This is a genomic window from Ornithinibacillus scapharcae TW25 (assembly GCF_000190475.1).
Classification (GTDB): Bacteria; Bacillota; Bacilli; order Bacillales; family Amphibacillaceae; genus Ornithinibacillus; species Ornithinibacillus scapharcae.
Map to the genome: position 1 here is coordinate 20,295 of NZ_AEWH01000024.1, position 16,950 is coordinate 37,244.

Sequence of the window (16,950 nt, forward strand, 5' to 3'; positions counted from 1 at the left end):
ATATGGTATGATAGTTAAGTGTTTTGCAGAATACGAGGAGGCTAACTGTGAAATCAAAAACATTCATCAATGAAGTATTCTTCATTCGTGCTATTGCTACATTGAGCGTCGTACTCGTGCATTCTATCACAGTTACGGTAAACAGCTATCAATTGCCAGCATTAACGGTAGATATATTCCGTGGCATTCAAATGACTTTAATGTTTGCAACACCAACATTTATACTAATATCTGAAATTCTAGCAGCCTATTCTTATCCAGAAAAAACACCAAAAGGTTTTTTATGGAAAAGATTTAAATTTATTTTCGTACCGTACATGGTAATCGGGACTATATATGCACTATATCATTTTACGACAGTACCTTTTTCAATGGATGCCTTTTTAGAGGAATGGATATCAATTGTTCTTAAAGGGCAGTGGCATGGTTATTTTGTATTAATTATTTTTCAGTTTTATATATTACATTTCTTATTTGCAAGATATCTTAGCAAAGTATCCGGTACAATCATTCTACCGATAACATTTGTCATTAATGGGGTATATTTAGGATACTTTAACTTCGTAGATCCAGTTGGAGCAACTCAATTCTATATATGGTATGACGTTTCACGTATACCTTTTCTAGCGTGGATTTTCTATTTTAGCTTAGCTTACTATGTCGGAAAGAATTTAACGACGTTTAAATATTATCTCAATCGGTTTAAATGGATTATTCTGGTAGGAGCTGTTGGTCTTGCTGGTTTTGTTGTTTATAGCTATCATACTGGATTCATCAATATGATATGGTCAAACCGTGTAGATGTAATGGTTTATACTGTTTTTATGATGTTCGCACTATTTTATCTGGGCTCAAGGTTTAAAAAAATCCCAAAATTTATTACCTTAATTAGTAAGTTTTCATTTGGAATCTATTTATTACACCCACTATTTCACAAAATATTCGTAAGGACAAGCCATGAATTGCCATATATTAATATGGGTATCTACCTTTTAATAGCTTTATTACTTGGAGTATTTGGTTCGATGCTGGTGACGTTCTTATTGAATAAGATAAGATTTGGTAAATATGTTGTTGGTAAAACTGGAGTTACGCCTAAAAAAGAGGCAGCATAAAACGAGGAGAGGTTTTCTACGGAAGGCCTCTTTTTTTATGGATATATGTAGACAATGCTGATATATGGGAAGATTCGCTGATATCAGGTGGGAAGCCGCTGATATCTTACGAGATACACTGATATATTTTTATATTCGCTGATATGTCGAAGGATCAAAAAAACACAACTTTTATTCTCAAAATCTAGGTATATTTTTCGCGACAAAAGTACTACAAATCTATTAAACAATAAACATTTTTATATGTTAAGATAGATTTATGTCAAAAATAGATAAATAGAGACAAAACAACGCAGATTAGGGGAGAAATTATGAGGAAATTCGGGAAAATATTAGCGATTTCGCAAATAGTAATTCTAGTTTTTTGGATTGTGCTTGCCGGTTCACCTTCACAAGCCTCAGCACAGAGCTATACGTCTAAAGTAAGAGAAAAGATTGATGTAGCGGATGGCATGCTTTATAAAGATATCCGTCTTAAAGGTGGTAACTTAAACCAAGCTGTACGAGTGATGGAGATTAATGTTGCCAATCCGACTGCAAGTGTGGAAGTTGGTGTTTCACCAAACCTAAATCAGCTTCAGCGTACATCAACCCTGGCAAACTCTTATTCAACAAAGAATTCTTGGACAGTTGGTGCAATTAATGCATCATTCTTCTGGCAAGGTGTTCCGATGAATCTAGTATCCAAAGATAATAAACTTGTTCATTCTGGTGAGGTATTCAGTGGAAAAGACAAGTATGTTAACGAACCGATTGCCTTTGGGATCGATAAGAATGGTAAAGGGGTAATCGATCATTACAGCCTGAATATGACATATAAGCATGATGGTGTTACATATCCAATTTATGCCACAAACCAAGCTCGTAATTCCAACCAAACTATTCTATATACACCAGACTTTCCTAGTAAAACAACCAACACCAATTCAATGGGGACAGAGGTAGTAGTTACATTACCATCGCCAGCAACTCTTGAGTTTGGCTCGACTGTGACAGGTAAAGTTGTTTCCATTAGAAAAGAAGGGGATGCAAAATCTGCAACAATCCCAGCAAATGGATTTGTTTTATCTGGAAGTAGAGGAGCATCGGAAAAGCTTCAAAAAATAGAAGTTGGTGATGAAATTTCTGTTTCGGTTAATGTGGACAATAAGTGGTTCGATTCAGAATTTATGGTTGCAAGTGGTCCAATGCTTGTCAAAGATGGAAAAGTTTCTATGACTATGGATCCCAATAGTTCCAACGCTAGAACTCGTGCACCACGTACAGCTGTTGCAATTGATAAGACAGGGCAAAAGGTATTCTTTGTAACGGTCGATGGTAGACAATCAGGTTATAGTAATGGAATGAATTTAACCGAGTTTGCAAATTACCTTGTACAATTAGGTGCATATCGAGCGTTAAACCTTGATGGCGGTGGTTCGACTACGATGGCTGCTCGTCTACCAGGTTCAAATGCAGTAAAGGTAATGAACTCGCCATCCGATAAAACAGAACGCTATGTATCTACTATTCTAATGGCAAAATCAACTGGTCCTATGCCAGTATTCATTGATGTTCCTAAAAACTACTGGGCTAGATCAGCAATTATGGACCTTTATAATCGAGGAACGATTACTGGTTTCCCTGGTGGAGAATTCCGACCAAATGCTTCCATTACTCGTACCCAAGCTGCAATCATGTTAACAAGACAGTTAGGGTTAGATACAAAAAACATTAAGAATCCGGGCTTTAAAGATGTAGCAACAAGCTATAAATATTACCCACAAATAGCTGCCGCTGCAAATGCCAAGTTATTTAATGGCCGAGATGGTAATAAATTCGCTCCAAATGGCATCTTAACGCGTGGGGAAATGGCTGTATTATTACAACGCTCGTATGGACTACCTAAAGGAAGTAAAGGGAACTTCCCAGACGTGCCTAAGAAACACTACGCTTATGATGCTATCAATGGAATGGCAGAGGCTGGCTTAACTTCAGGTTATCCAGATGGATCATTTAAACCAAATCAACCTGTAACCAGAGCTGAATTTTCAGCATTCTTAGAGCGTGTTCAGCCAGCAGGTAAGTTTATGACGGTTAAAAATATTGGTAGTGATAATCTAAATGTAAGAAGCCAACCATCTACAAGTGGTTCCATCATTGGGAAACTAAAAAGTTATGATACGGTAACGGTATTAGTGGATGCGAATGGTAAACCAATTATGAGTGGTGACTGGTATAGCATCTTATTAAATGGTAAAAAGGGTTGGGTTCACAAGGATTATGTGAGCTAAAGGTAAGGAACAAGAGGCTACGCATAAGAGGTTGAGAATTTCAGATAACTTGGAGAAAATATAAGATATCACGTTTGAGTTCATACCAAAAAACATCAATAACATCCTAAATTAAGAAACGCTTTGAAAAAGGTACCGATCCCCAAAAGTTAGGTGAATTACTCTAACTTTTAGGGGTCGGTATCATATTTGATATATCATATAGCCAACTATTAGCTGGTTTAGTTTAAGTACATTTCTTCACAATTGTCTTTAATTTTAGTATAAGTTTTATATTAGTATAAGTTTTATAATAGTGGATTCCAAAAAGTATAAAGCTAAGTTTTATCTATCCGTTTATACTAGAGCTAACAAGCGTTTTAAGTTGTCATCAATACTATTATTATCGGCAATGTTGATACCGCGAACAGCAAAAGGGCCCAAATAGAATCGATCGGATTAAAAACAGCATTAGGTATAAGCTTCGCCTCGTATTCGTTCTCGTCCGCAGTACAGAAGAGATCTCTAACTCCCTGGCATAATGAAGGCAGACGCTTTAATGCTTCTTAGAGCCTTATCGAAATCTCCGTTATAGGCGTGGTTTGCACTAATGTCTGCAAATTGGCCAGTCCATAACATAGCTAGGAAATTGTGCGGATCCATTTTCATAAAACTATATTCATAGACTCCAGACACAAAATTTTCCAAGGAATCAAATCCCATTTCTCGATAAAGTTAAAATATTCTCTCGGATCTAGTGCCCTGCCATTTCCAATCAGCCATTCATTCTGAACATGTTGGTCACCTAAAGCAGTTGGATAGATGACAACATTATCTTTCTCTTCATTTAATCTCCATAAGTCTTATAAGCAAGAAAAGCGTTCGGTAAAGTCACCCCTGATTGTAAGGTTACGTCACCCAAATCAAAAATTGCGTAATCCATTGTATTTTCTCTCCCTTCAAAATGAACACTAACATTTAGTATGTATTTCTTGTTGTTACCTTAAATTCGTTATCAATGCAAAATCACAGCAATTTTTTGGGGTTCTTGCGAGATTTTCATGGATTTACAATATTGGTAATATGCAAAGTTTTATGTGATTTTATAATCTTTGAAAAAGGAGTGGGTTTATATTGGCTAGTTTAATTAAAGCTCTCATTAACTTAAGTACAATATTCGCAAATCTACTTTAAATAATTATATATCTCATTATAATGTTAATTAGCTACTCTATAACAAACCAAAAATTCTAAAGGTATAGAGTTGTTTACTCAATCCCTATAAGAAGTTACTACAATTTTCGAGTATCTAACAGTTCTATACAACTATATGATTAGAGATATAATTAGCATCTTCTCCAACTCCCTGAAGAAGTGCGGAACCTAAAACGTTAGGTTAGCTCATTTTTGGGCGTTCATGTCGTTCCCACTCTTTAATTTACTGTCAAAAATCCCCTCTATATTCACAATTTCAACCATATCCGTTATTTCATATTCAACTAAACTGCCCGGTAGTACGATAACTTCTGGAACAAATTCAACTAACTCACCCTATAAATTAACAAATTAATAAGTAGCACTTATCAATGGTGGTATTTATTTCGAATCACTTAAGATTTAAAAATTTATTATTTTGTTTTATTATGTTTTGCCAGTGTGGAAGGGGAAGCTAACATGTAACTTAGCTAAAATGAGTCCAGTTTCTACTGCGAGTAACTTTAAATCAAAGTATAAATTCAAGACTTTGTAAAAAGATATTATTAATTTAAAAATAGTTGGAATATCTGAAGTTAAAAGGGGATAAATCGGTGGTCATTGGAACAATTTCATTTATTATTAGTTGGGTAACGTTCTATTTATTTTCTAATAAAAAGAAGTTTCCATTGTTTGTAAGCACAGTATATTTAGGAATCATATTCTCGTTTATTACAGATTTGTTGATGTTTGTTTATCCTCTATGGAACTACCCAGGAACAAAGTTAGAAACATTTAGCATTCAGTTACTTAACGGCTTTGGGATTTATTTTGTAGTAATATACCTCTTCCTCCAATCATTACCGAAAAAACAAACTATTTTATTAGTCACGCGACATATATTCTATTGGTCTGTATTCTGCATTTTACTTGAACTCATGTATATATATATCGGCTTTATTGAACATGGATTATGGTGGAATATAGGATTATCATATGTAGCAGATTGGATATTATTTGTTATATTCTACCTTCATCATAGGTGGCTATCAAACTATTCAACGTTAGCTGCACATAATAACCTGGGAGGGCAAATATGCAAGCGAGTTGGGAAGAGGTTGTAGAGATAACAAGGCGGTTTAATAATATTCAATTGGAGCATTGGTTAAATGATACATTATTTACCTTCAATTGGTGGATTCTTTTGACCACAACCGTAGTTCTCTTTTTAGTATGGTTGATTATATTAGACAAAAAGAGAATATTTGAAATTACTACATACGGATTTATGGTTGCATTTATAGGGGTAATAGCAGACATGGCAGGGGTTTTCCTGATGTTATGGCAATACAAACATACGTTAACGCCACTAACTATAGTTGTTGAAATCCATACAATACTGATGCCTGTTATTTATATGATTATTTATCAATATTTTCATACATGGAAATCATTTATAACCGCTGTCACAATCCAATCATTTATTTTTGCATTTATTCTGGAACCATTATTGGTATGGTTACAAATATATGAGCTATTTAACTGGAAACATATCTATTCGTTTATCCCTTATATCATTATAGCAGTGGTATTAAAGGGTGTAATTAATAAACTTAAACAGAAATATGGATAGATTAATTTCCCTATTAGAAAATATGGATTCCAAATTATTATTTAAAAATTACTTGAAGGGATTTTCTCCATGAAAACTGAACTACTTAATAAGAGATGTAAAGCTTTATTTTTTTCTAACTAACTTAAAAATATATTAATACTTGAAACTCTAACCTATCAGTCTCCGTATTATGGTTAACACTATAAAATGGAGGTACAAAATGGATATCCCTCAAAAAATTGTTCTATTCGGTGGTACAGGGAAGGTTGGTCGACATATTGCAAGACTAGCAGTAGAAAAGGGTTACGATGTACGTATGCTGGTAAGAGATCCCCAGAAAGTAACCCTTGAAAATGTAGAGGTAGTAAAAGGGGATATACGTGATGTAAATATTATAAGGAAGATACTCAGAGATTGTCATGTCGTCATTAATGCGTTTGGCCAGCCGAATAAGGCAGAACCAATATACAGCAAGGTAACGGAAAACATCCTCCATGTCATGACAGAATACAAGATTAACCGATATATTGGGGTTACGGGTGGCTCATTAACCATTGATAGTGATAAGAAAAATTTTATCAACAGACTAGGAGCAGTCCTGTTTAAGTTACTTTACTCCGAATTTTTGAAGGATAGAAAGAAGGAATGGCGTATTCTTTTGGAGAATAAACATATCGATTGGACACTGGTAAGACTTCCGTTCGTACAAGAGGGTGAAGGGAAGGACTATGTGAAGGAGAATCTGTTCGATATGCCTGGTACTAAAATTAGCAATCAGGATATTTCCTCATTTATCGTAGACCAAATCAATAGACCAATCTATGTGCATCAAGCACCATTTATTTCGAATTAGGTTGTTTTATAACAAGTATGCAATGAAACAAATTGACATGGTAGAAATCTAATAGTATTATTTGGTTGGTTAACCAAATAATAGAGGTGGATTATGAGTAAAGAAGATAAGAAACATCGAATTATTGAAGCAGCATACACTGTTTTTGCAAAAAATGGTTATACAAATTCCTCCATTAAGGATATTGCCTATGAAGCAGAAGTTGCCCCGGGGTTAGTACATTACTATTTTAAAAATAAATTAGATGTATTACTCTCGGTTCAAAAGTACGTACAAGAGAATTATCATCATCGGTATGAAAATAGTGATCATAACATGATTACACTACACCATACATTGGAAGAAATAAAAACTAGGACAGAAACGGATCCTGATTGGTATCGTTGGCGTTATGAGATTTATTCAATCGGGTTAAAGAATACAGAATTACAGGACAAAGTAGCTGATATTCTCGAAGATGGCAGAAATAGCTTAGCTACACCTTTGGCAAAACATTTTCAACAGGTAGAAGGTCCTGAAGTCATGGCTAGCATACTTTTAGCTTGTTTTGATGGTTTGGCTCTGCAAAAAATAATTGAACCAGCTTTTGATATAGATATGGCCTATCATAAACTAGGTGAAATGTTAGAAGTCTATTTAAAGAAATAGACTTTCATTTTGTATTACATTGGTTGGTCAACCAAACAATGGATGAGGAGGATAATAATGAAAAAGTTTACTATAGTAGTAGCTACTCTTATATGTCTAGTTTGGCCTTTACATATATTAGCAGCCAATAGTGATGAAAAAGTAAGATTAGTTAAAACATATATGGAACAAGCTATCGAAGAATATCAAATTCCAGCTGCATCCCTTGCAATAGTTCAAAATGGTGAAATTATTTACCAAGATCGTTGGGGGATACAGAGCACTGAAGAACAAGTCACAGCCGATACGGTATTTACAATTGGATCAATTAGTAAACCATTAACTAGTCTTGCTATTATGAAATTAGTGGATGAGGGGGAGATTCAACTTGATGAAAATATAGATACCTATTTACCTTCATTCGAATATCAATTAAATGGATTTGGGGAAAAAATTACGGTAAGACATTTACTATCCCATACTAGTGGAATAAGTTCTTATGAGGGTTTGAAAGTTTCCGACCAGAATTTTCGAGGAGATCAATCCATAAATGAAGCGGTAAAGATGTTAAATGGTGTGGAACTAAATCATGAGCCAGGTACAGTCCATCAATATAGTCCCGCAAATTATTTGTTATTAGGTAAGATCATTGAAAACAGTACTGGTCAGACATTCTCATCCTATATGAGGGATGAAATTTATATGAAACTTGATATGCATGATACGGTATCCAGTTATAAAGAAGCATCCATATTAGGATATCAGCCTGGCTACCATTCTTTTTTTGGTAAACCAATTAAAAGTAAACTTACATTCGATGACAGTGGTACACCTTATGGGTATACGGTTTCAACAGGGAATGATATGGTAAAGTTCATTCAACATATGTTAGACCGGGATGTCCTATTATCAAATGATAGATTTGAAGAGTATATATCTCCAGAGATTCATAGAAAAGAAGATATGTATTATGGGTTAGGATGGAGGATTGCTACTAATAAAGCTGATCCTTATATTTATCACGGAGGAGAAACTCCTGATTCAAGGTCAGAGTTATACATAAACTTTAAAGAGGATTATGGTTTTATATTACTAACGAATAAAAACGATATTACAGAAGTGATGACTACTATTTCCATGAGAGAAGGAATTAAGTCCATTATGGAAAACGGCATAATGCCAGAAATGCCCAAGATGAGTTATCATATGCAGTGGATACCATTATTACTGACTATCCTATTAACAATTTGGGGGATTTGGAATTTTATTCGTTTGAAGAATAAGACTCATACTTCACGTGTAACATGGAATATAGTGGGACTACTACACATACTATTCTCTATCGTTTTAATACCGGCTGTAGTCTACATGAATGGTTCACCATGGAATACAATCTATCATTTTTCTTATGTGACTGCGATTTTTATTCTATGTATAGTTGGCCTTCTGGCTCTAAATGGTTTTTTGATTATAGTAAGAGCAAATAAATAGGAAAAATAAAAGGATAGCTAGAGCAGATAACATAAGGGGAGCAGGAAGTACGGAATAAACTTCTTGCTCTCCTTTAGTTTTTTTCCCATAGACACCTTTTCGTTACAATGGCTACAGTTTAATCGGTACACAAATGTCGCAATATGGATTGTCTTTCATGTCATTCGTATATCTTTCCAATATAGGTTTGTTGTGATCCATTTGATAACCCTGTTCTTGTATGACTGGGAATACATCTGTATAAGCCTTTTGAATAGCCTGTGCCGTATGTTCGATAACATATATAAAATACGTACCACCTAATAGTTCACCCTCGTAAATGGATTCATCCAACTGATAATCATCTGAAATCACGATGCATGCATCAAATCGACAGTTTTCTGGTGGTGTTATAGCCGGGTTATCTTGTGGAATGGCAAACAGTATCGAAGACTTAAATAAGTTCTTTTCTTCTGCCCACTTTTTTAAATTTTCCATTACCACTCCATTTTCAGTTCCATATGGACCTATCCTCCTCTTGTATGCAATTCGGTACTTTGGAATTTTTTCTACCCTGAATGTCATCGTTTTGCTCCTTTCCATATTCTATGTACATTCCTCTATTCGAAGGTAACATGCTTTAAAATTATTTACATCATAGTTTTTAAAATATTATAAAAACTTTTAAATACAGACCCATGTTACAGTGTTGAACCAGGAAACTTTCCATTATTAAGAAAAGTTTACAGTAATTCTAATTGTAATTAATAGTTTCGCTTCATAATGATAGATAGCTTCATAAATACCCTAGAGGAGGAATATTAAATTGAAGAAGCTATTCTTTTCATTCATAATTGCGGTTCTATTAATACTTTTAGGAGCTTGTGGTAACTCAGAGGATTCGCAGGCTAGTGGAGATAATACAGAAGGTAATGCTTCTGATAGTGGAAATGAAGTTGCAGAAAATAAAAATATAGATACACTTTCGATTGGTTTTGTACCATCAAGAGAGCCAGATGAAATCATTACTGCAACAGAACCGTTAAAGAAATTATTAACAGATGAATTAGCAAAAGCAGGCTTCGAGATTGGAGAAGTAGATATCACAGTAGGTACAAACTATGAAGCTGTAGGTGAAGGCTTGTCCGCTGGAACGATAGATGTCGGTCTTATTCCTGGTGGTACATATGTTCTTTATGATGATGGAGCTGAGGTCATTTTAACTTCTACTCGTGCGGGATTAAGTGTTGATTCCGATCATGCAAAAGATTGGAATGACAATAAACCTACAGAAGCATCTGAAGAACAAGTTACCTATTACCGTGCTTTAATTATTGCTGGTCCTTCTAAAAAAGGACAAGAACTTGCTGAGAAAGTAAATAATGGTGAAGAGTTATCATTTGAAGATTTAAATAGCGCTAACTGGGCTGTTATGTCTTCGTCATCTCCAGCAGGATATATTTATCCAGCAATCTGGCTAGATGATAACTATGGTAATACCATCACAGACTTAGAGAATGTAGTTCAAGTAGATTCCTATGGAAGCGCATTTGCCCGTTTAGCAGCTGAAGACCTTGACGTGATGGTTACCTATGCAGATGCAAGACGTGATAATGCAGATTCTTGGGAGAATGACTTCAAGAGAGAAGCTTCTATCTGGGATGAAACGAATGTAATTGGTGTAACACCAGGTATTTACAACGATACCATTAGTGTCAGCAAGAATTCAGAGATTATGGATGATGAACTAAAACAAGCTATTCAGAAAGCATTCATCGCTATTGCTCAAACAGAAGAAGGAAAAGAAGTTATTTCTATCTATAGTCATGAAGGCTACCAAGAGGCAACTTCGTCTGACTACAATAACGAAAGAAAAGCACAAGAAATGGTACAAAGTTTAAACTAGGTAGTTATGATAATCAATATTAAAAAGTGAGAGCATCTAAGTAGGTGTTCTCATTTTTCACAAGAATGGGGATTTTTAAGTGATAGAGTTTATAAATGTGAACAAAATGTACGCGAATAATGTTAAAGCTTTACAGGATATAAACGTTAAAATTAATCAGGGTGAATTTGTTGCAATTATTGGTTTATCCGGTGCAGGTAAATCAACGTTAATCCGTTGTATAAATGGGATGCATGAAATCACTAGCGGTCAATTAATCGTGGATGAACTGGAGGTCAATTCCCTCAAAGGTAAGGATATTCGAAAGCTTCGAAAGCGAATCGGTATGATTTTTCAATCCTTTAACCTCATCACCCGTACTTCCGTATTAAAGAATGTTCTAGTATCGTTCGTGCCGCAACTTTCTTTTTGGAGGAAGGTTACTGGTTTTTTCACCAAAGAACAAAAAATTAAAGCCTTAACAGCATTAGATCAAGTCGGAATTCTTGATAAGGCTTATATTCGCGTTGATCAGCTGTCAGGTGGTCAACAACAACGTGTTGCACTTGCTCGGACACTAGCCCAAAATCCAGATATTATTTTAGCCGATGAACCAATTGCTTCGCTTGACCCTGTCACCTCTAAGCAAGTAATGGAAGATTTTAAGCGTATTAATAAAGAAATGGATATATCGGTCATCATGAATATTCACCATGTTGAGATTGCTTTAGAATATGCCAATCGAATTATAGGTATACGAGCAGGGAAAATTGTCTACGATGGAAAATCAGAAAATGTAACACAAGAGGTTCTGAACCATATTTATGGTGATTCGGTAGGAGACAAAGAGAGTACCGAAGAAGGAGACTTAGCTTATGTATGACAAAATCCTTCCTCCGAAAAAAATTTCCCTTCCTAACGGGAAGGTTGTTTTTGAAAAAAAATCGAGGGTGCCGTTCGTTGTAATATTGGTTATAGCTGCAACCATCATTTCAGTTCATGCAACTAATTTTGATATGAGCGTTTTGGTGAAGCGTTGGAATGAATTTTTTTTCATTATTGGAGATATGATCCCACCGAAATGGGAGTATTACGCACACATATGGCAGCCGCTTCTCGAAACCATTAAAATGTCGTTACTTGGTTCCATTTTAGGTTCAATCGCTGCTATTCCAGCCGCATACTTTGCTGCAAGCAATATGATGAAACAGAAATGGATTGTGTTCATCGCTAAACTTCTTTTGAGTATATTAAGAACGATACCTACATTAGTTGTAGCATTAATCGCCACATTTATCTTTGGATTAGGAACATTAGCGGGAACAGTTGCAATATTTCTATTTACCATTGCTTACGTTGGGAAGTTATTATATGAGCAAATTGAAGATGCAGATATGGGTAGCTTCGAAGCTATGGAATCACTAGGGATGACGAGGCTACAAGCATTCCGATATTCAATCTTTCCCCAAGTCCTGCCTAATTATCTGTCTACTTCATTATTCTGCTTTGAAGGAAATGTCCGTTATTCAGCAATTCTCGGTTATGTTGGTGCAGGAGGAATTGGTTTACTTATAAAAGAAAGTCTAGGATGGCGTGATTATGCAAGTGTAGGTATGATTTTACTCATGTTAATTATCACCGTATTTATCATTGAAAAGATTAGTGAACATTTCAGAAAGAAGTTAATCTAAAGGGGTACAAATTTATATGGATGTCATAGAAAAACAACTTAACGCTTCACCGAATAATAAAAAATATTTTATCACAGTCTTCGTTATCATTTTGCTATTATTTCTATGGTCTCTCTCAACTATTCAATTGGAGGATATGGGAGTAAACGGATGGCAAATTGCTACAAGTATTATGGAAGGAATCATTAGTCCTGATGTAGAGTTATTATTTAATGTTACTTCTGATGGCGTTCTGTCGTTACTAGTGGAAACCATTTCGATTGCCTTTTTAGGCACGCTGATTGGATCGATATTAGCCATTCCGCTAGCATTTCTTTCTGCTGCGAATATTGTACCGAAACCGATTGCGTCATTAACAAAACTTCTATTAATAGCAATCCGGACGATTCCAGCACTGGTCTATGGATTGATGCTAATACGCGTTACTGGGGCAGGGGCGTTTGCAGGTGTTTTAACAATAGCATTGATTTCAATTGGAATGCTATCCAAGTTATTGGCGGATGCGATTGAGAATCTAGATACTAGTGTACTAGAATCTATGACATCAATTGGATGCACCACTATTGAAAAAATACGGTTTGGAATCTTGCCACAGTTATTTTCCATCTTTTTATCCATTATAATTTATCGTTTTGATATGAATCTTAGAGAAGCTTCGGTTCTTGGTCTGGTAGGTGCAGGTGGAATAGGTGCACCACTTATTTTTGCAATGAATTCCTATCGTTGGACAGAAGTTGGGGCAATTCTGATCGGGTTGATGATATTGATTTTAGCGGTAGAGCTATTTTCTAATCGAATTCGTACTAAATTAGTAAGAGGCTAATATACCAATTTACGTAACAGTAGCTTAACAGTTCATTCTGGAGATACTGTTACTTTTTATTTTCGTATGCTACTTTATCAAGGAAAAATACAAATTGTAATTAATTTAGGAAAATAAGATATTCTGATGCAAAAGTACAAAACTATATATTATACATAATAATGGAAAGCACTTGCTAGATTTCCTGTAAACGTTTATACTCGCATAAAAAACAGGGAGAATAACATCATGTCACAAGAACAGTGGAAGTCAAAATTAGGATTCATCTTTGCAGCAGCAGGATCAGCTATCGGACTAGGGGCAATATGGAAATTTCCATATGTTGCTGGGACCGGGGGAGGCGGGGCATTTTTCATTGTCTTTTTATTTTTCACCTTCATACTAGGGGCTCCACTATTACTAGGAGAGTTTGTTATTGGTCGTAGAACACAAGGTGATGCGGTAACAACCTATCAAAATATTGCTCCAAACTCATTATGGGGAATAATAGGGAAGTTGGGAATTGTTACTTGTTTCATTTTATTATCCTTCTATAGTGTTGTCGGAGGATGGATTATCATTTATTTAGTTGAGGCAATAAGTGGTGGATTAAATGGTTTGTCACCAGATCAATATGGTCAAATTTTCAGTGAAACAATTGCCAAGCCGGTTCCAACTCTGTTCGCCCAGCTAATTTTTGTACTGATAACTATTTTAGTTGTTGCAAAGGGTGTCCAAAAAGGGATAGAAAAGGCTAGTAAAATAATGATACCAGCACTATTTTTGCTTTTTATTTTATTAGTAATTCGTTCATTAACGTTAGATGGCTCAAGCGAAGGCATAGAATTTTTGTTGGTTCCAGATTTTACTAAATTAACCTCAGAATCTATTTTATTTGCATTAGGACAAGCGTTTTTCGCGCTTTCTTTAGGAGTATCCGTAATGGTTACCTATGCATCCTATTTGCCGAAGACTCAGAACCTACCAAAGTCCGTTTTTTCAATCGTTATCATGAATATTATGGTTGCATTATTGGCAGGATTAGCAATTTTTCCAGGAGTGTTTTCGTTTGATTTAGAACCTAATGCAGGTCCCGTATTAATTTTTGCGGTGTTACCAGCAGTATTTCTGCAGATGCCTTTTGGAATCATTTTCTTTATTGCTTTTCTTCTATTATTTTTATTTGCTGCGTTAACATCGGCATTTTCCATGATTGAAATTATTGTTGCTTCCATTATTAAAAAAGATAGTACGAAGCGTAAACAATATACTTGGATAATAGGGATTCTGATATTTATTGTTGGAATACCTTCTTGTTTGTCGTATGGTGTACTGTCTGACGTTATTCTTTTCGATAAGAATATCTTTGATTTATTAGACTTTATAGTTAGTAATGTATTAATGCCTCTTGGTGCATTATTAATTTCTATTTTTATCCCATTAAAATTATCCAAGCGTGACTTGTATGAAGAAATAGCGCATGGATCAACAAGCGGAAAGGTATTTTTTAATAGTTGGTATTACTTACTAAAATACATTACCCCGATTGCAATTATTATAGTATTTATGGATGCACTAGGGTTGTTAGATAAAGTTATTAGCTATTTCTAATAATCGCTAACACCTTTCCTACAAGAATGCAAAAAATCAAAAGCCTCTTAAGCTATAAGCTTTAAGAGGCTTTTGGTTAGGTATTATTTCTTTACAGCGTGTATATAATGAATAGTTTCGAATGCAGATAAATAATCTGTCCTATTAGAAAAGAAACGTTCATTAATCATCGATGGTGATAAATGTTCATAGATTAATAAACCTAATCCTTCTAGCAAAGATTCCAATTCTTCCAATGTAAAGCATGATTTCATTGGTTCCCCGCTAGCAGAAGCCATTTTCACCATATTTTCAACTCGATTAAATAATCCTTTCTCCTTAAAAAGCTGTTCATCTGCATAGTCAAAGACGATGGAGCTACCTGTGGGTACCTTAGCAAATATATGTTGAATCAAACTTTTCATCTCTGTTTTGGTCAAATAATAGGAGACGCCCAAAAGACTAAAAAAGTTTTTTAGTAGGATCAAAGCCTTCGACAATTAGATCTTGCTCTGAAAATCCTGTTGTAAAGTCCATTGATACAAAATGGAGATTACTAGGTATCGTTAATTTTGCATCCTTTATTTTTAGTTTTTAAACGCTTGTGTTGTTGGATGGTCTATTTCATATACTATTAATGTGTTGGTTAATTCAGGATATCGAAAACTGAATGTATCTAATCCAGCTCCAAGTATGACATATTGTTCAACTCCTAAATTGACTTCGTTAAGTACTACTCTTTCACAATACGCAGCACGTGCCAAGGGTGTTGGGGATAGCTGAACTTGTGTAATCCATTTTAATAGTTCTTTTGGTTGTTCTTTGAATTTCTGTCCTATTTCGCTATTGAAGAACGATATGCCATTAATCATACTGTTACTTATAGTAGAAAACTCTTCTTGTGAGATTAAGTTCCTAGAAACATAGTCATCAAAAATTTTTGGTGTGTCAAATTTACTGTGATATGCACGACTAAAAGCAGATACCAAAGAAGTCATACTAGACTCATTTTGTTTCATAACTTTTCCTCCCATAAAACAGAATAAGGTTCCCCTGGCCAGGAGAACCTTATTATACACAGGAAATATTTAATTGTAAATTATAGCATAAATAAATTATTTTGTCAACTATTTATACTCTTAGGTAAGAAGATTCAATTATGAATACTCCATTTAAAATTAGCATGATAAAAATTTACGTAATAGGATACATAAATATCAAAGAGATGAATGATTTTTAAGTTTTTGAAGGAATAATTCAGCCATTCTCAAAGAATTTATATCAGAAAGAATTTCACCAGGTCGATTTGCATGACCTAGTATATATCCCTCAAAGGAAACTCCAACAAAATCGAATATATAATAAAATTGTTGAATCATTGGCAAACCTTTTATTTGTGGTTCGTCTCCACCGACGGCAATTACATAAGCCTTTTTTGTGGCCATCTTCTTTTTAAAATCACCATTAGATTCTTTCAAAGTTTGTGACCAGCGATCAATAAAATTCTTCATTAGCCCAGACATGCTATACCAATAAATTGGAGTTGCAAAAATAATAATGTCATGCTTTTCCATTTGATTAATAATAGAATAATAGTCATCATTTACCTTATGGAACCCATCAACCGAATGTCTTAGGTCTTCAATTGGCAAAATAGTATAGTCTTTCAAATGAATTCTTTCAACGTTCAGCCCCTCAACAGCTGTTTCGGTTAATACTTCAGTATTTCCGTTTTCGCGGGTTCCACCATAAATAATCATAATAGACATGGTGTTTATCTCCTTTCACTATTTGTTGTTGAACTATAAATAGACTATAATATAATCACAAATTTAAAAAGCTGATTATTTTGATTG

General features: G+C 34.7%; 14 protein-coding genes and 2 pseudogenes. 12 read left to right on the forward strand and 4 right to left on the reverse strand.

The features are described 5' to 3' along the window. Positions 1–47: 47 nt before the first annotated feature. Positions 48–1,115 carry an acyltransferase family protein gene (locus tag G5W_RS0106290; RefSeq protein ID WP_010095157.1) on the forward strand — a complete coding sequence of 356 codons (1,068 nt, stop codon included), beginning with the start codon at positions 48–50 and terminating at the stop codon, positions 1,113–1,115. Positions 1,116–1,426: 311 nt separating this feature from the next. Further along, positions 1,427–3,388 carry an S-layer homology domain-containing protein gene (locus G5W_RS0106295; protein ID WP_010095159.1) on the forward strand — a complete coding sequence of 654 codons (1,962 nt, stop codon included), beginning with the start codon at positions 1,427–1,429 and terminating at the stop codon, positions 3,386–3,388. 336 nt (positions 3,389–3,724) lie between these two features. On the opposite strand, the pseudogene G5W_RS23165 reads toward G5W_RS0106295, so the two are convergent. After that, a pseudogene (locus G5W_RS23165) lies at positions 3,725–4,310 on the reverse strand (alpha/beta hydrolase family protein). Between the two features lie 865 nt (positions 4,311–5,175). On the opposite strand from G5W_RS23165, the gene G5W_RS24815 reads away from it, so the two are divergent. The 5 genes from G5W_RS24815 to G5W_RS0106330 all read left to right on the forward strand — a co-directional run bounded on the left by G5W_RS24815 (position 5,176) and on the right by G5W_RS0106330 (position 9,147). After that, a complete protein-coding gene (locus G5W_RS24815) occupies positions 5,176–5,685 on the forward strand; it encodes a CBO0543 family protein (protein ID WP_010095160.1) in 510 nt (169 codons plus the stop codon). Further along, on the forward strand, positions 5,658–6,194 hold the full coding sequence (locus tag G5W_RS0106315) for a CBO0543 family protein (RefSeq protein WP_010095161.1): 537 nt from the start codon (positions 5,658–5,660) through the stop codon (positions 6,192–6,194). Before G5W_RS24815 ends, G5W_RS0106315 begins: the two co-directional genes overlap by 28 nt. A gap of 202 nt (positions 6,195–6,396) precedes the next feature. Next, positions 6,397–7,029, forward strand: a complete 633-nt coding sequence (locus tag G5W_RS0106320; protein WP_010095162.1) for an NAD(P)-dependent oxidoreductase — start codon at positions 6,397–6,399, stop codon at positions 7,027–7,029. Positions 7,030–7,122: 93 nt separating this feature from the next. Next, positions 7,123–7,677, forward strand: coding sequence for a TetR/AcrR family transcriptional regulator (locus tag G5W_RS0106325; protein WP_010095163.1), 555 nt, complete (start codon positions 7,123–7,125; stop codon positions 7,675–7,677). 57 nt (positions 7,678–7,734) lie between these two features. Further along, positions 7,735–9,147 carry a serine hydrolase domain-containing protein gene (locus G5W_RS0106330; protein ID WP_010095164.1) on the forward strand — a complete coding sequence of 471 codons (1,413 nt, stop codon included), beginning with the start codon at positions 7,735–7,737 and terminating at the stop codon, positions 9,145–9,147. Positions 9,148–9,258: 111 nt separating this feature from the next. Here G5W_RS0106330 and G5W_RS0106335 read toward each other — a convergent pair whose 3' ends face one another. Further along, positions 9,259–9,711, reverse strand: coding sequence for an AraC family transcriptional regulator (locus G5W_RS0106335; protein WP_010095165.1), 453 nt, complete (start codon positions 9,709–9,711; stop codon positions 9,259–9,261). Positions 9,712–9,952: 241 nt separating this feature from the next. On the opposite strand from G5W_RS0106335, the gene G5W_RS0106340 reads away from it, so the two are divergent. The 5 genes from G5W_RS0106340 to G5W_RS0106360 all read left to right on the forward strand — a co-directional run bounded on the left by G5W_RS0106340 (position 9,953) and on the right by G5W_RS0106360 (position 15,115). Further along, on the forward strand, positions 9,953–11,032 hold the full coding sequence (locus tag G5W_RS0106340) for a phosphate/phosphite/phosphonate ABC transporter substrate-binding protein (RefSeq protein WP_010095166.1): 1,080 nt from the start codon (positions 9,953–9,955) through the stop codon (positions 11,030–11,032). Positions 11,033–11,111: 79 nt separating this feature from the next. After that, positions 11,112–11,894, forward strand: coding sequence for a phosphonate ABC transporter ATP-binding protein (phnC, locus tag G5W_RS0106345; protein WP_010095169.1), 783 nt, complete (start codon positions 11,112–11,114; stop codon positions 11,892–11,894). Then, a complete protein-coding gene (gene phnE, locus G5W_RS0106350; RefSeq protein ID WP_010095170.1) occupies positions 11,887–12,702 on the forward strand; it encodes a phosphonate ABC transporter, permease protein PhnE in 816 nt (271 codons plus the stop codon). Before phnC ends, phnE (G5W_RS0106350) begins: the two co-directional genes overlap by 8 nt. Positions 12,703–12,718: 16 nt before the next feature. Then, positions 12,719–13,525, forward strand: coding sequence for a phosphonate ABC transporter, permease protein PhnE (phnE, locus tag G5W_RS0106355; protein WP_010095171.1), 807 nt, complete (start codon positions 12,719–12,721; stop codon positions 13,523–13,525). A gap of 228 nt (positions 13,526–13,753) precedes the next feature. Further along, entirely contained in the window at positions 13,754–15,115 is a 1,362-nt protein-coding gene (locus tag G5W_RS0106360; protein ID WP_010095172.1) for a sodium-dependent transporter, read from the forward strand. Between the two features lie 83 nt (positions 15,116–15,198). On the opposite strand, the pseudogene G5W_RS22045 reads toward G5W_RS0106360, so the two are convergent. Further along, positions 15,199–16,113, reverse strand: a pseudogene (locus tag G5W_RS22045) (class I SAM-dependent methyltransferase). Positions 16,114–16,311: 198 nt separating this feature from the next. After that, on the reverse strand, positions 16,312–16,863 hold the full coding sequence (locus G5W_RS0106370; protein WP_010095173.1) for a flavodoxin family protein: 552 nt from the start codon (positions 16,861–16,863) through the stop codon (positions 16,312–16,314). Between the last annotated feature and the right edge of the window lie 87 nt (positions 16,864–16,950).

Coding starts and splice junctions, on each gene's coding strand:
- phnE (WP_010095170.1), top strand. CDS start 11,887: ATGTATGACAAAATCCTTCCTCCGAAAAAAATTTCCCTTCCTAACGGG.
- G5W_RS0106320 (WP_010095162.1), top strand. CDS start 6,397: ATGGATATCCCTCAAAAAATTGTTCTATTCGGTGGTACAGGGAAGGTT.
- G5W_RS0106295 (WP_010095159.1), top strand. CDS start 1,427: ATGAGGAAATTCGGGAAAATATTAGCGATTTCGCAAATAGTAATTCTA.
- G5W_RS0106325 (WP_010095163.1), top strand. CDS start 7,123: ATGAGTAAAGAAGATAAGAAACATCGAATTATTGAAGCAGCATACACT.
- G5W_RS0106370 (WP_010095173.1), bottom strand. CDS start 16,863: ATGTCTATTATGATTATTTATGGTGGAACCCGCGAAAACGGAAATACT.
- G5W_RS0106335 (WP_010095165.1), bottom strand. CDS start 9,711: ATGACATTCAGGGTAGAAAAAATTCCAAAGTACCGAATTGCATACAAG.
- G5W_RS0106315 (WP_010095161.1), top strand. CDS start 5,658: ATGCAAGCGAGTTGGGAAGAGGTTGTAGAGATAACAAGGCGGTTTAAT.
- G5W_RS0106360 (WP_010095172.1), top strand. CDS start 13,754: ATGTCACAAGAACAGTGGAAGTCAAAATTAGGATTCATCTTTGCAGCA.
- phnE (WP_010095171.1), top strand. CDS start 12,719: ATGGATGTCATAGAAAAACAACTTAACGCTTCACCGAATAATAAAAAA.
- G5W_RS0106330 (WP_010095164.1), top strand. CDS start 7,735: ATGAAAAAGTTTACTATAGTAGTAGCTACTCTTATATGTCTAGTTTGG.